Genomic DNA, 13338 nt, shown 5'->3' on the forward strand with positions numbered 1-13338 from the left:
GGGTATTCCGCAATATGCCGTGCGTAAACACCAAAAAAACTGTAGAACTAATACAATAAAAAACGCAATATAATTTTATGAAACGAAACGTAATCTCCATAGTTTTAGGAGGAGGCAGAGGAACAAGGCTATTTCCATTAACCTATTCCAGATCAAAACCAGCAGTTCCTATTGCGGGGAAATACAGGCTGGTGGATATTCCTATTTCAAATTGCCTGAACTCCGGATTGAATAAGATCCTGGTATTAACGCAGTTTAATTCAGCATCTTTAAATTCCCATATCAAAAATTCATATCATTTTGACATTTTCAGCAAAGGTTTTGTTGATATTCTGGCTGCGGAACAGAACGTTGAAAATGAAAGCTGGTATCAAGGCACAGCAGATGCCGTACGCCAGTCGATGAAGCATCTTGAAAAGTATGATTATGATTATATTCTGATCCTTTCCGGAGACCAGCTTTACCAGATGGATTTCCGTGAAATGCTGGACTTTCATATCGATAACGGAGGTGATCTGACGATTGCAACTATTCCTGTAATTGCCAAAGACGCCACAGGTTTCGGAATCCTGAAATCAGACGATGACGGCAATATCACTTCCTTCTATGAAAAACCAGATTATGATATGCTGGATGGTCTAAAATCTGAGGTTTCAGAAGAAAATAAACATAGAGGAAAAGAATATCTGGCTTCAATGGGTATTTATATTTTCACCAAGAATATTCTGAAAAAAATGTTTGAAGAGGGAGCAGGTGATGATTTCGGAAAAGATATTATTCCAAGCTCTATCGGAAAATATAAAACTTTGAGTTATCAGTATGAAGGCTACTGGACGGATATAGGAACAATTGAGTCTTTCTATGAAGCCAATCTGGACCTGTGTCAGGATCTTCCGCAGTTCAATCTTTTCGGTTCATCGCCTATTTATACCAGAGCGAGAATGCTTCCGCCGTCCAAAATCAACGGTTCTTATGTAAGCAAGGCTGTTTTTGGAGACGGATGCATTATTATGGCAGATAAAATCGAAAATTCCGTGATCGGAAACAGAACAAGAATAGATAAAGGAAGTACTATCGTAAATTCTTACGTGATGGGAGCGGATTTCTATCAGAATACCACAGAAATTGTATTGAATGACAGAAGCGGCCGTCCAAATATGGGAATCGGAAAATACTGCTATATTGAAAAAGCTATTCTGGATAAAAACTGTTACATTGGAGACAATGTAAAAATTACTGGTGGAAAACATATCCCGGACGGAGACTACGGAACTCATTCCGTTCAGGATGGTATCGTAGTTGTGAAGAAAGGAGCGGTACTTCCGCCGGGAACTCACATTGGATAGAAGATTTATTTCTGATGCAGTTTAAAAAAGATGTATGATTTCTCTATTAACGGAAAAGTAATATAAATTAACTAAAGTATACTCTTAAAGTGATCAATATATTGGTCACTTTTTTTATTTGTATTACTTTTGTATGATGCGTTTTTTTAAAATAACAGCCGTAATTCTTGTTCTTCTGGTAGGAGCTTATGCTGCTTCCATGTATTATTTTGTGGATGAAAACAAGGACTTTAAAATTGAAAAAGAGATTGATTATCCCATTGATAAAGTCTTTTCCCAGTTTAATAATCTGCAGCATTTTACCCGATGGAACAACTTTTTTACAAGTTCGCCGTCTATTGATATTGATTATTATACTCCTTATGAAGGACAGGGAAGTGCAATCAGTTATGTAGACCCTAAAAACGATACAGACGGAGAAATGTTCATCCGTTATGAAAATCCGAACAGATCGTTAAGATATCAGCTTTTTGAGGACCGTAATGAAAATCCTACAGTGGTAGACGTTAAATTTAAAGCTGTCTCTGCTGAAAAAACCAGGATTATCTGGAATGTACATACTCCAAAACTTTCTGTTCTGAGAAGGGTTGAGAATTTCTGGACCGAAGACCGTTTTGCCGAAAATATCGATAAAAGCATGGTCAACCTGAAAAATGTTCTGGGTAATAAGGTAGAAAAAGACAATCAGATGGCTGCCATTAAATATGACAGTCTTATGGTTGAAAATGAAGAAGATAAAGTGCTTTTGGGAACCAATGTAAGTGCATCCAACAAGAAAGATGCGCTTTACAAAAATATTGTGATGAACTACAGCAAAGTTTACAATTATGTGACAATGGACCTTGGTAAAAAAGAGGATGAATTCGGGTATCCTGTGCTGGTTACAGATGCAGACAATTACAAAGACAAAGAAATATCTTACTTCCTGGGAATCCCGCTTTCCAAGAAGATTGGTGTGACGGATAATAACTTCAATTTCAGAACCGTAAATCCGTCCCAAAATTACGTCATGTACTACAAAGGAAGCTACGAAGGCAGAATAAGGGCAATTCAGCAGCTAATTCAGAAAGCCAAAAAAGACGAGATGCGCTTCGGAGATATCCGTATGACTTTCATTGAGCGTCCGGTAGAAGGGCAGGAAGTGAATGTTAAGCTCTCATTATCAGTGTTTAAGTGATTTTAAAAAAATAATTTTTTCGATAATTTTTTTTAATGCCTTCAGGCTGTTCCAAATCGGTTTTTTTTATTAAATTTGAAGATTAATTCTACAAATAAATTTTAATAATAGATAAACTGTAATAATGGACAGATTTTCATTCCTAAACGCAGCTCATTCTCAGTTAATTGAGGATTTATACCAACAGTACTTAAAATTCCCGGATTCTTTAGAGCCATCATGGAAAGCCTTTTTTCAAGGTTTCGATTTTGCTTTGGAGAACTATGGAGATGACGATAACATCCAATACATCCAGGCTCCGGCCAGCACTGTACCGGCAGTACAGCAGATCTCTCAGGCTGTAGCAGGCGGAGAGGTTCCTGAGCACATCAAAAAAGAATTCAAAGTAGTAAACCTTATCGAGGCTTACAGAACAAGAGGGCACCTGTTTACCAAAACAAACCCGGTTAGAGAAAGAAGACATTATACTCCTACTTTAGACATTGAGAACTTCGGTCTTTCTAAAGAGGATTTAAATACGAAATTTAACTGTGCTGTTGAAACAGGAATGAAAGAACCTGCAACATTAGCAGACCTTATCAAGCACCTGGAAAATATTTACTGCGATTCTATCGGAGTGGAATATATGCACATCAACAATGTTGAGGAAAAAGATTTCATCAAAAGATGGCTTCAGGTTAACGAAAACCATCCAAGTCTTTCTGCCAATGAAAAAACAGAAATCTTATTAAAATTAAATCAGGCGGTAGCCTTTGAAAGTTACCTTCACACTAAATTTGTAGGACAGAAAAGATTTTCACTGGAAGGAGGGGAGACTTTAATCCCTGCTTTGGATCAGCTGATCTCAAGATCTTCTCAACTGGGAGTAGATGAAGTAGTATTAGGAATGGCTCACAGAGGAAGATTGAATGTATTATCCAATATCTTCGGAAAATCATACAAACAGATCTTCTCAGAATTTGAAGGAAAAGAATTTGAAGAAGACGTATTCTCTGGTGATGTTAAATATCACTTAGGATCATCTAAAAAAGTAAAAACAGCTTCAGGAGAAGAAGTTTGCATCAACCTTACTCCGAACCCTTCTCACCTTGAAACAGTAGCAGCTCTTGTAGAAGGGATCTGCCGTGCAAAGGTTGATGATAAATATAAAGAATATTCTAAGGTTTTACCAATCATCATCCACGGTGACGGTGCTATCGCAGGTCAGGGAATTGCTTATGAAGTAGCTCAGATGATGACTTTGGAAGGATACAGAACGGGAGGAACGGTGCACATTGTAGTAAACAACCAGGTGTCTTTCACCACTAACTTCCATGATGCAAGATCTTCAACTTACTGTACAGACATTGCAAAAGTTACAGAATCTCCTGTAATGCACGTAAATGCTGACGATGCGGAAGCAGTTGTTCATGCAATGCACTTTGCTGCTGATTTCAGAGCAAAATTCGGGAAAGATGTTTATATCGATCTTTTAGGATACAGAAAATACGGTCACAACGAAGGAGATGAGCCAAGATTTACTCAGCCTAATCTATACAAGGCGATTTCTAAACACCCGAATCCAAGAGAAATTTATAAAGAGAAATTAATCAACGACAGCGTTATTTCCAACGATATCATCAAGAAGATGGAAGTAGATTTCAAAGCACTTTTAGATAAAGACTTTGATGCTTCCAAAGAGATCGAGAAAAACGTAATGGATGTATTCATGGCTGAAGACTGGATAAAATATCCAATCGGAAAGAGAGGAGCGGTTCAGTTACCGGTTGATACAAAATATGACTTAGCAAAGCTGAAGGAACTGGCTCTTAAAATGTCAACTCTTCCTGAAGATAAAAAGTTTATCAATAAAATTACAAGACTTTTCGAAAACCGTATCAAGGCTATTGAAGGAAATTCATTAGACTGGGCACTAGGAGAGTGGTTGGCTTATGCTACACTTCTCGTGGAAGGTCACAACGTAAGAATCTCCGGAGAAGATGTGGAAAGAGGTACTTTCTCTCACAGACATGCCGTAGTTAAAACAGAAGATACAGAAGAAGAGTATATCCCTCTAAGACATGTTTCAGAAAGCAGATTTGATGTATACAACTCTCATCTTTCAGAATACGGAGTTTTAGGATTTGATTATGGATATGCAATGGCTTCTCCTAATACATTAACAATCTGGGAAGCTCAGTTCGGAGACTTCGTGAACGGTGCTCAGATCATTGTAGATCAATATCTGGCAGCAGCAGAAGAAAAATGGAAGATTCAGGATGGATTGGTAATGCTTTTACCTCATGGTTCAGAAGGACAGGGAGCAGAACACTCTTCAGCAAGACTGGAAAGATTCCTGACTCTTTGTGCCAACGAAAATATGGTTGTAGCGAATATTACTTCACCAGCCAACTACTTCCACCTATTAAGAAGACAGCTGAAATGGGCATTCAGAAAGCCATTGGTAGTAATGAGCCCTAAATCTTTATTAAGACATCCGAAAGTGGTTTCTCCACTTGAAGATTTTGCAACAGGTTCATTCCAGCCAATCTTAGATGATCCTACAGCAGATCCTAAAAAAGTAGAGAAATTGGTTCTTTGTTCAGGTAAACTGTATTTCGAACTATTAGCGAAGAAAGAAGAACTGAACTGTGAAAATATTGCATTAGTGAGATTCGAACAGTTATATCCGCTTCAGACGGATGCTATCGAAGCAATCTTCAGCAAATATGAAAACAGAAAACAATTGGTATGGGCACAGGAAGAGCCAGAAAATATGGGTGCCTGGTCTTATATCCTGAGAAACTTCAGAAATACAGGAATTGAGGTTATTGCTCCGGTACCAAGTGGTACTCCTGCTCCGGGAAGCCATAAAATGTTCGAAAAGAACCAGAATGCTGTAATCAACAGAGTTTTCGACAGAGATGATGCTCCTGCAAAAAGACCTGTAACAGCTTAATTTAAATAATAATCAATTAAAAAATAAAAAATACTCAATATGTCAGTTTTAGAAATGAAAGTTCCTTCACCGGGCGAATCCATTACAGAAGTTGAAATTGCAACTTGGCTTGTAAAAGATGGTGATTATGTAGAAAAAGATCAACCTATCGCTGAAGTAGACTCAGATAAAGCAACCCTGGAATTACCTGCAGAACAAAGTGGTATTATCACTTTAAAAGCAGAAGAAGGTGATGTAGTACAAGTAGGTCAGGTAGTTTGTTTAATTGATATGGATGCTGCAAGACCAGAAGGTGCTGCACCTGCTGCTGAAGCTCCAAAACAGGAAGAAGCTCCGAAAGCTGCTGAACCTGCTAAACAAGAGGCTCCGAAGCCAGCAGCTCCGGTTGCTGCTCCACAAACTTATGCTACAGGAGCTCCATCTCCGGCTGCTAAGAAAATCCTTGATGAAAAAGGAATGGATGCAGGACAGGTTTCAGGTACAGGAAGAGACGGAAGAATCACTAAAACTGATGCTGAATTAGCGGCTGTTCCTGCATTAGGTGGAAACCCTCTTACAGCAACAGGATCAAGATCTACAACAACAACAAAACTTTCTGTTCTTAGAAGAAAAATCGCTCAGAGATTAGTTTCTGTAAAGAATGAAACAGCGATGTTAACAACTTTCAACGAAGTTGACATGTCTGAAATCTTCAGATTAAGAAAACTATATAAAGAAGAATTTGCTCAGAAGCATGGAGTAGGACTTGGTTTCATGTCTTTCTTCACTAAAGCAGTTACAAGAGCTCTTCAGATGTACCCGGATGTAAATGCATCTATTGACGGAGATTTCAAAGTAAACTATGATTTCTGTGATATTTCAATTGCAGTTTCAGGTCCTAAAGGATTGATGGTTCCTGTATTGAGAAATGCAGAAAACATGTCTTTCAGTGCGGTTGAAGCCAACATTAAAGATCTTGCTACAAAAGTAAGAGACGGTAAAATTACAGTTGACGAAATGACTGGTGGTACTTTCACCATTACAAACGGTGGTACTTTCGGATCTATGATGTCTACCCCAATCATCAACCCTCCTCAATCTGCAATCCTTGGTATGCACAACATTATCCAGAGACCGGTTGCTGTTGACGGACAAGTAGTGATCAGACCAATGATGTACGTTGCGATGTCTTATGACCACAGAATTATCGACGGAAAAGAATCTGTAGGATTCCTTGTAGCGGTAAAAGAAGGTATCGACAATCCTGTTGGAGTATTAATGGGAGGTGACGAAAGAAAAGGCCTTGGATTATAATTTTATTAAAAATATAATATAAGTTTACAATCTCGCCTAAAAAGGCGAGATTTTTGTATTTATTAAGAAAATACTCAAAATGATGTTTTCAAAAGTGACCTCTAATATCAAAGTTTCAGTAATTCCTGAATATGATAGTAAAAACAGTTATCCATCTGAAAACCGCTATGTCTTTAAATATACGATCACCATTGAAAATGACGGATTGTTCCCGATTAAGGTGCTTAAAAGAAAATGGCTGATCTTTGACGTAGGTTTTGGATATACCGAGATTATAGGTGACGGAGTAATCGGGCTAACCCCTGAGATCTCCGCAGGCGAAAATTTCGCTTATTTCTCCAATGTAATGCTCCGTTCCGGAGTAGGAAGTATGAGCGGAAAATACCAGGTTAAAAATATGGAAACGCAGGAAATATTCGATATTGATATTCCTAAGTTTAACCTGTTGTCGGAAGTTTTAAGCAATTAATTTTTGTACAGAATAAGTACAATATATAAATAGATATGCAGGCTGGGATTAAAGAAGATTTAAAGCTTTTTAATCTTGGCCTTCATTACATCATTCACTTCCTCATTAGTGGTCAGAAACAGCTTTTCAAAGGCCAGTAATGAGATTTTGGCGCATACCTCGGCGTCAGCACCCGCCCGGTGATGATTAAATTGAATATTATGGTATTCTGCAAGAGGCTTTAGTCCGTATTTCGGAAGATAATTCCATGATTTTTTAGCCAGCTGTATGCTGCACAGATAATTCAGCTTGGGAGTAAACATTCCGTAATGCTCAAGGCATCCCCTTAATACATTGGCATCAAAACCGGCATTGTGGGCAATCATCAGGCTTCCGTACATCATCTCTTCCGCTTCATACCAGATTTCATCAAAAGTAGGAGCATCCTTTACATCCTCGGGGTTTATCCCGTGTACATCAATGTTGAATCGGCTGAAATAAGGAAAACTTGGAGGTTTAATCAGCCACGTTTTGGTTTCCACAATTTTAGAATCCTGAACCACACAGATTCCCATCTCACAGGCTGAGCTTTTTTCATGGGTAGCTGTTTCAAAATCTATTGCGCAGAAATCCATTATGTTGATTTAGAGTTTAATGTTTTGAGTTTAAAGTGATCTGAAAATTTTTCCTCTATTTTTTTCCACCTAAAAAATGGGTGAAAATCAACCATTTCGTCTGGTAAAATTCATCTTTCTGGTTTTTCTGACGGAGCTTCCATGTTCCGGCTGCATGCCCGTAAAACCCGAAGTGTGCCCTTACAACAGCCCAAAGATGCGGAAAGCCTTGTTTTAAGCCAAAATAGATCCCGGCGACACCGTCTAGGCAAAGCCTGAAAAAGATCAGCCAGATCAGCCTTGGAAAAGGTAAGTTTTTCAGCATCATGGAAAGATTGTTCCTGATATTGAGATACGTTTTCTGAGCACTTTGTTTATTCAGTGTTCCTCCGCCTACATGATATACTTTGGATTGTCCCGTATAAAAAATTTTTTTACCTGAGTTGATCAATCTCCAGCAGAGATCAATTTCTTCCTGATGGGCGAAAAATCGTGCATCAAAACCTTCCTGCTCCCAAAAATCTTTGGAACGTATGAAAAGACAGCAGCCGGATGCCCAGAAGATCTCCGTCTCATCATCATATTGGCCCTTATCTTCTTCCAGATCATCAAAAACGCGCCCGCGGCAGTAAGGATATCCTAAATTATCGATAAGACCACCACCAGCTCCGGCAAATTCAAAATATTTCTTATTGTTAAAAGAAAGAATTTTAGGTTGTACTGCAGCAATGGAAGCATCTTTCTCAAATACTTTCATCACCGGATCTATCCAGTTTTCAGTAACTTCTACATCGGAATTAAGGAGACAGTAGTATTCGTTCTGAACTTCTTTCAAACCTGCATTATATCCGCCTGCAAACCCATAATTCTTATCGTTCTTAATGATCTTCACCTCAGGGTAGTGAGCCTTCAGAAATGGGATAGAATCATCAGTAGAAAGATTATCGATCACATAAATGTCAGCTTCCTGAGAAAATCGGACGACATTGGGAAGAAACTGTTCAAGCCATTTTCTGCCGTTCCAGTTCAGGATGGCAACTGCTAATTTTTTGGACATCTGCAACTATATTTTTTCAGAATCAAATGTTTTGATAGAATCCTTGTATTTCCACTTTCTGTGTGACCATAGATAATTATCCGGTCTCTTATGAAGTGTATTTTCTAAAAGCTTATGGAACTTTTTTACCACCTCATGTTCAACAAATTTTTCTCCATCCGGATAAATTCTGTGATAATTGACCTGATAATACCCTCGTTTTACCTTTTTCATTTCACAGTAGATAAAAACAAGATCCATTCTGGTCGCCAGTTTATCGTAGCCGATAAAAGCAGGTGTTCTCTGGTTTAAGAAATCCAACCCGTAATTAACATGAGCAACATGAGGGGTTTGGTCTGCCACAAACATATACGCTGAACTACCGTCATTTTTAGATCTGAAGATATTCATGATCACCTCATTGGCTTCCAGCGCCTCATTCCCGAATTTATTACGGACCTTCTTCATCTGATTTTCCCAGAAATCGCTGTTTACCTTTCTATATACAGGATGAGAGTGTTTCTGGGGAATAACTTTGGCCAGCGCATTAATCCATTCCCAGTTAAAAACATGTCCTGCAAGAAGAATGATATTTTTACCTTCTGCTTTAGCTTCATGAAACAATTCCTGGTTGATATGCTGCATTCTGACTCTTGATTCCGTCTCAGAAATACTGAATGATTTAATGGTCTCAACAAGATAGTCTGAGAAATTACGATAGAATTTTTTTCTTATTTTTCTGATCTCCTCTTCAGATTTATCAGGAAAAGAATTGCGTAGATTCTGTGTAATGACCTTCTTCCTGTATCCTACAAAATAATAATTTAGGAAAAACATAACGTCCGAAAAAATATACAATACCTTAAGCGGAAGTCGGGAAATGAGGAATAATATTTTGATTAAGAAATTCATAAAACACGCAAATTTAGTGATAATAAAATTATGGTTCTATTTTTGCTTGCAATAAGTATTATTTTTTTTATTTTTATGTTATGAAAAATTTAGTAATTATTGCTTTTTTGGGATTGAGTACACTGGCTTTTTCTCAAGATGCCCAAAAGATGAAGGAAGACAGAATGCATGACAACGCTCTTCTGGTAAAGCCTGACCATGCTGAACTGGATGCGAAGAAGAAAGCAGGCGAGGAGAAAGCAAAACTTCCTAAACCCTACGATCCGAAAGCTGATGCCCAGGCTGATCTTAATAAATTAATAGCCCAGGCTAAGAAAGAAGGGAAAAATATTATCATCCAGGCGGGAGGAAACTGGTGTATCTGGTGCCTGCGCTTTAATAATTTTGTACAGACCACTCCTGAACTGAAGGAAATAGTAGATAAAAAGTATCTGTATTATCACCTGAATTACTCTCCGGATAATGAGAACCCGAAGGTTTTCGCAAAATATATCAATATCAAAGAAAAGCAGGCCTATCCTTTTTTCATTGTTCTGGATAAGAATGGGAAAAAAATTCATGTACTGAAGGACAGTTCAGTTCTTGAAGAAGGAAAGGGGTACAGCCTGGAGAAAACAAAAGAGTTTTTTTATCAATGGGCTCCCAAGTCTTAAAAATATAAACCGGAATTTTTTCCGGTTTTTTTATTTACAGCAATTTCCTGATCCAACTCAATTTTTTATCAGAATACGGCGGATATTTAATATCCGGTTCGCCCCAGGTTGCTTTTTCCAGAACGGATTTTTGGTGTGAAAATGCTTCAAAACCATATTTCCCGTGATAATTTCCGATGCCGGATGCTCCGGTTCCCCCAAATGGAAGATGATCATTACTTAAATGCATCACTACATCATTGATGCAGCCACCTCCAAAAGAGAGTTTTCGTGTGAACAGTCCTTTTTCTTCTGCGTTACTGGTAAAAAGATAGGCCGCAAGCGGTTTTTCCATTTCTACAATAGTATTGAGGACTGTATTGAAATTTTTAAAGCTGATTACAGGAAGAATCGGACCAAAAATCTCTTCCTCCATGATAGAGTCTTCCCAGGTAACAGGATGCAGAATAGTAGGTTCTATATACAGTTTTTCTTCATTGAAATTTCCTCCGAAATAGACCTTCTCTGAATCAATAAGACGGATCAGTCTCTGAAAATTTCTGCTATTAATAATCCGGGTATATTGTGGTGAATCAGGTTCATATTGAAACTCCCGGATAAATTTCCTGAGCATTTCTATGAATTGCTCTTCTACAGATTCTTCTACAAGTAAATAATCCGGGGCTACACAGGTTTGTCCGGCATTCAGAAATTTCCCCCACACAATTCTTTTGGCTGCTATTTCCAGATTGGCATGTTTCGTTATGATAACAGGTGATTTTCCGCCTAATTCAAGAACAACCGGTGTCAGATGTTCAGCTGCTGCTTTGTAGATGATTTTGCCTACTTTAGTGCTTCCGGTGAAGAATATTTTGTCAAATCTGTATTTCAGTAATTCTGTAGTTTCCTCTATACCACCTTCGTACACATACAGATACTCTGAAGGAAAGCTTTCATTAATAACCTTTGCCATTGCTTTCATAGTATGGAACGCAATTTCACTGGGTTTCAGAATGCAGCAGTTTCCTGCGGCTATGGCAGCAATCATAGGAGAAAGTGAAAGCTGATAAGGATAATTCCAGGCCCCAATCACCAGAACACATCCCAAAGGATCCTGATAAATCCTGCTTTTCCCGATCTGATTGACTAGATTGGTCCTGACTTTTTTCGGTTTTGAAAGCGAGTTGAGATTTTTGAGATAATAATCAATATCATTCAGTACAAAAGAAATCTCAGTTGTTAAGGTATCAAACTTCGATTTACCAAAGTCCCTATCAATTGCTTCGTACAAAAGCCCATCATTTTTTATGATAACATCCCGCAGTTTTTCAAGATACATTTTCCTGAACGGAATGCTTTTAGTCTGCTGGGTTTTAAAAAACTCTCTTTGGCTGGATATAACGTCCTGAATCTCCATAAATCATATTTCCGGAAATACAGCAAATTTTTTGCCTAAAATATCATGTCGTATTTTTACAGGAAGGAAGAATGATGGGAGGGGAGATATAAACAACAAAAAACCACTCCAAAAATTGAAGTGGTTTTGTATGGTGAGAAAATTCTCGTCTGATTAAGCTTCTTCAGATTTAACTTCTTCCTTCTTAGGAGCAGGAGCTTCAACCGGAGCATCAGATACGATATCAAACTCATAGTTGTACTCAACATTTCTGTGAAGTCTGATAAGAGCTGAGAATTTACCAGTTCTTTTGATCGTGTTACCAGGAATCTTGATGTATTTCTTATCTACAGAAACACCAGCTTTTCCTAAAACTTCAGCTAGATCAGCATTGTTGATAGAACCGAATAGTTTATCACCAGCACCTACTTTTGCAGGAATAGTAATAGAAGTTTTCTTTAATTGCTCAACTACACCGTTTGCAGCAGCGATTAATTTAGCTTCTTCTTCTTTTCTAGCTTCAAGAGTAGCTTCTAAAGCAGCCTTGTTTTTTGGAGTAGCTAAAAGAGCAAATCCTTGAGGGATTAGGAAGTTTCTAGCATAACCTGGCTTTACGTTTACTGTATCAAACTCAAGTCCTAAGTTTTCTACGTCTTTTTTTAGGATAATTTCCATTGTTGTTGTCCTTTTTTAGATTTTAGAATGGTATCTAAAATCAAGTTAGAATTAAATTAGTATTATTCAGCAACAAAAGAAGAGGTTGCCCTCTTCCTTTATTATTTTTTGTCTTATTTTAATAAGTCAGCTACGTACGGCATTAAAGCAAGGTGTCTTGCTCTTTTGATAGCAGCAGAAACTTTTCTTTGATATTTTAGAGAAGTTCCAGTATATCTTCTTGGTAAAATTTTACCCTGCTCGTTTACAAACTGTAGTAAGAAGTCAGCATCTTTGTAATCTACGTGCTTAATTCCGAATTTTTTGAATCTACAATATTTCTTTTCAGATTTAGTGTTGATATCAAGCGGAGTTAAGAATTTTACTTCTGATTCTCCTCCAGCTGAGGCTTGTTTAGCCATTTCATCTATTGCCATGTCTTGTCTTTTTAAAAAATTGGGTTAATAATTAAGCTTTAGCTGCTTTTACTTTAGTTCTTCTAGTTACAGCGTACTCAACAGCGTGTTTGTCAAGTTTTGTAGTTAAGTAACGAATTACTCTTTCGTCACGTTTGAAAGCTAATTCTAGATCAGCAACTACAGTACCTTCACCTTTAAACTCGATTAAAGTGTAGAATCCGTTCTTTTTTAATTGAATTGGATAAGCTAATTTTTTTAATCCCCAGTTTTCTTTAGCAACGATTTCGCAGTTCTTTTCTTTTAAAAGATCTTCAAATTTTTTCACTGCTTCCTCCACCTGTGCGTCAGATAGAACGGGAGTTAAAATGAAAACAGTTTCGTAATTGTTCATAATGTTAAATGAATTTGTTAATTATTTCGAGGTGCAAAAGTAAAAAATATATTTGTAATATGCAATACTAACCTTAAAATTT

13 protein-coding genes are annotated in these 13338 nt (G+C 37.6%); 6 read left to right on the top strand and 7 right to left on the bottom strand.

The window, feature by feature from the left end:
- The first annotated feature begins 77 nt into the window (after positions 1 to 77).
- The 5 genes from J2Y40_RS22095 (at position 78) to apaG (ending at position 7223) form a co-directional block, all read left to right on the top strand.
- Complete coding sequence (locus J2Y40_RS22095; protein ID WP_153392787.1) at positions 78 to 1346, top strand: glucose-1-phosphate adenylyltransferase; 1269 nt, start codon at positions 78 to 80, stop codon at positions 1344 to 1346.
- A 133-nt stretch (positions 1347 to 1479) separates the two neighbouring features.
- The gene (locus J2Y40_RS22100) at positions 1480 to 2523 is read left to right on the top strand and encodes an SRPBCC domain-containing protein (RefSeq protein ID WP_310001403.1); all 1044 of its coding nucleotides are present in this window, start codon (positions 1480 to 1482) and stop codon (positions 2521 to 2523) included.
- Positions 2524 to 2647: 124 nt separating this feature from the next.
- Positions 2648 to 5461: a 2-oxoglutarate dehydrogenase E1 component gene (locus J2Y40_RS22105; RefSeq protein ID WP_153392784.1), complete on the top strand. Its 2814-nt coding sequence runs from the start codon at positions 2648 to 2650 to the stop codon at positions 5459 to 5461.
- A 39-nt stretch (positions 5462 to 5500) separates the two neighbouring features.
- Complete coding sequence (gene odhB, locus J2Y40_RS22110; protein WP_153392781.1) at positions 5501 to 6754, top strand: 2-oxoglutarate dehydrogenase complex dihydrolipoyllysine-residue succinyltransferase; 1254 nt, start codon at positions 5501 to 5503, stop codon at positions 6752 to 6754.
- Between the two features lie 79 nt (positions 6755 to 6833).
- Positions 6834 to 7223, top strand: a complete 390-nt coding sequence (gene apaG / locus J2Y40_RS22115; protein WP_153392778.1) for a Co2+/Mg2+ efflux protein ApaG — start codon at positions 6834 to 6836, stop codon at positions 7221 to 7223.
- Positions 7224 to 7282: 59 nt separating this feature from the next.
- Here the strand turns inward: apaG and J2Y40_RS22120 are convergent, their stop codons facing one another.
- Genes J2Y40_RS22120 through J2Y40_RS22130 form a run of 3 tightly spaced genes read right to left on the bottom strand, consistent with a single transcriptional unit; the run spans position 7283 to position 9764 of the window.
- On the bottom strand, positions 7283 to 7837 hold the full coding sequence (locus tag J2Y40_RS22120; RefSeq protein ID WP_153392775.1) for a 3'-5' exonuclease: 555 nt from the start codon (positions 7835 to 7837) through the stop codon (positions 7283 to 7285).
- A gap of 55 nt (positions 7838 to 7892) precedes the next feature.
- Entirely contained in the window at positions 7893 to 8873 is a 981-nt protein-coding gene (locus J2Y40_RS22125) for a glycosyltransferase family 2 protein (protein WP_310001408.1), read from the bottom strand.
- A gap of 6 nt (positions 8874 to 8879) precedes the next feature.
- Positions 8880 to 9764 carry a lysophospholipid acyltransferase family protein gene (locus tag J2Y40_RS22130; protein ID WP_310001410.1) on the bottom strand — a complete coding sequence of 295 codons (885 nt, stop codon included), beginning with the start codon at positions 9762 to 9764 and terminating at the stop codon, positions 8880 to 8882.
- Between the two features lie 80 nt (positions 9765 to 9844).
- Between J2Y40_RS22130 and J2Y40_RS22135 the strand changes: the two genes are divergently transcribed.
- Positions 9845 to 10417: a thioredoxin family protein gene (locus tag J2Y40_RS22135; RefSeq protein ID WP_310001412.1), complete on the top strand. Its 573-nt coding sequence runs from the start codon at positions 9845 to 9847 to the stop codon at positions 10415 to 10417.
- 34 nt (positions 10418 to 10451) lie between these two features.
- Here the strand turns inward: J2Y40_RS22135 and J2Y40_RS22140 are convergent, their stop codons facing one another.
- The 4 genes from J2Y40_RS22140 to rpsF form a co-directional block, all read right to left on the bottom strand.
- On the bottom strand, positions 10452 to 11813 hold the full coding sequence (locus J2Y40_RS22140; protein WP_310001414.1) for an aldehyde dehydrogenase: 1362 nt from the start codon (positions 11811 to 11813) through the stop codon (positions 10452 to 10454).
- Positions 11814 to 11966: 153 nt separating this feature from the next.
- Entirely contained in the window at positions 11967 to 12467 is a 501-nt protein-coding gene (gene rplI / locus J2Y40_RS22145) for a 50S ribosomal protein L9 (RefSeq protein ID WP_310001416.1), read from the bottom strand.
- Between the two features lie 113 nt (positions 12468 to 12580).
- Complete coding sequence (gene rpsR, locus J2Y40_RS22150; RefSeq protein ID WP_007844708.1) at positions 12581 to 12883, bottom strand: 30S ribosomal protein S18; 303 nt, start codon at positions 12881 to 12883, stop codon at positions 12581 to 12583.
- A 31-nt stretch (positions 12884 to 12914) separates the two neighbouring features.
- On the bottom strand, positions 12915 to 13256 hold the full coding sequence (rpsF, locus tag J2Y40_RS22155; RefSeq protein WP_153392759.1) for a 30S ribosomal protein S6: 342 nt from the start codon (positions 13254 to 13256) through the stop codon (positions 12915 to 12917).
- Between the last annotated feature and the right edge of the window lie 82 nt (positions 13257 to 13338).

Source organism: Chryseobacterium sp. 2987 (genome assembly GCF_031456375.1).
Classification (GTDB): domain Bacteria; phylum Bacteroidota; class Bacteroidia; order Flavobacteriales; family Weeksellaceae; genus Chryseobacterium; species Chryseobacterium vaccae.

What these genes read in the sequence shown, in the direction of transcription:
- rpsF (WP_153392759.1), bottom strand. Translation starts at nt 13,256, where the DNA reads ATGAACAATTACGAAACTGTTTTCATTTTAACTCCCGTTCTATCTGAC.
- J2Y40_RS22140 (WP_310001414.1), bottom strand. Translation starts at nt 11,813, where the DNA reads ATGGAGATTCAGGACGTTATATCCAGCCAAAGAGAGTTTTTTAAAACC.
- J2Y40_RS22100 (WP_310001403.1), top strand. Translation starts at nt 1,480, where the DNA reads ATGATGCGTTTTTTTAAAATAACAGCCGTAATTCTTGTTCTTCTGGTA.
- rplI (WP_310001416.1), bottom strand. Translation starts at nt 12,467, where the DNA reads ATGGAAATTATCCTAAAAAAAGACGTAGAAAACTTAGGACTTGAGTTT.
- odhB (WP_153392781.1), top strand. Translation starts at nt 5,501, where the DNA reads ATGTCAGTTTTAGAAATGAAAGTTCCTTCACCGGGCGAATCCATTACA.
- J2Y40_RS22095 (WP_153392787.1), top strand. Translation starts at nt 78, where the DNA reads ATGAAACGAAACGTAATCTCCATAGTTTTAGGAGGAGGCAGAGGAACA.
- J2Y40_RS22125 (WP_310001408.1), bottom strand. Translation starts at nt 8,873, where the DNA reads ATGTCCAAAAAATTAGCAGTTGCCATCCTGAACTGGAACGGCAGAAAA.
- J2Y40_RS22120 (WP_153392775.1), bottom strand. Translation starts at nt 7,837, where the DNA reads ATGGATTTCTGCGCAATAGATTTTGAAACAGCTACCCATGAAAAAAGC.
- J2Y40_RS22130 (WP_310001410.1), bottom strand. Translation starts at nt 9,764, where the DNA reads ATGAATTTCTTAATCAAAATATTATTCCTCATTTCCCGACTTCCGCTT.
- J2Y40_RS22135 (WP_310001412.1), top strand. Translation starts at nt 9,845, where the DNA reads ATGAAAAATTTAGTAATTATTGCTTTTTTGGGATTGAGTACACTGGCT.
- rpsR (WP_007844708.1), bottom strand. Translation starts at nt 12,883, where the DNA reads ATGGCAATAGATGAAATGGCTAAACAAGCCTCAGCTGGAGGAGAATCA.
- apaG (WP_153392778.1), top strand. Translation starts at nt 6,834, where the DNA reads ATGATGTTTTCAAAAGTGACCTCTAATATCAAAGTTTCAGTAATTCCT.
- J2Y40_RS22105 (WP_153392784.1), top strand. Translation starts at nt 2,648, where the DNA reads ATGGACAGATTTTCATTCCTAAACGCAGCTCATTCTCAGTTAATTGAG.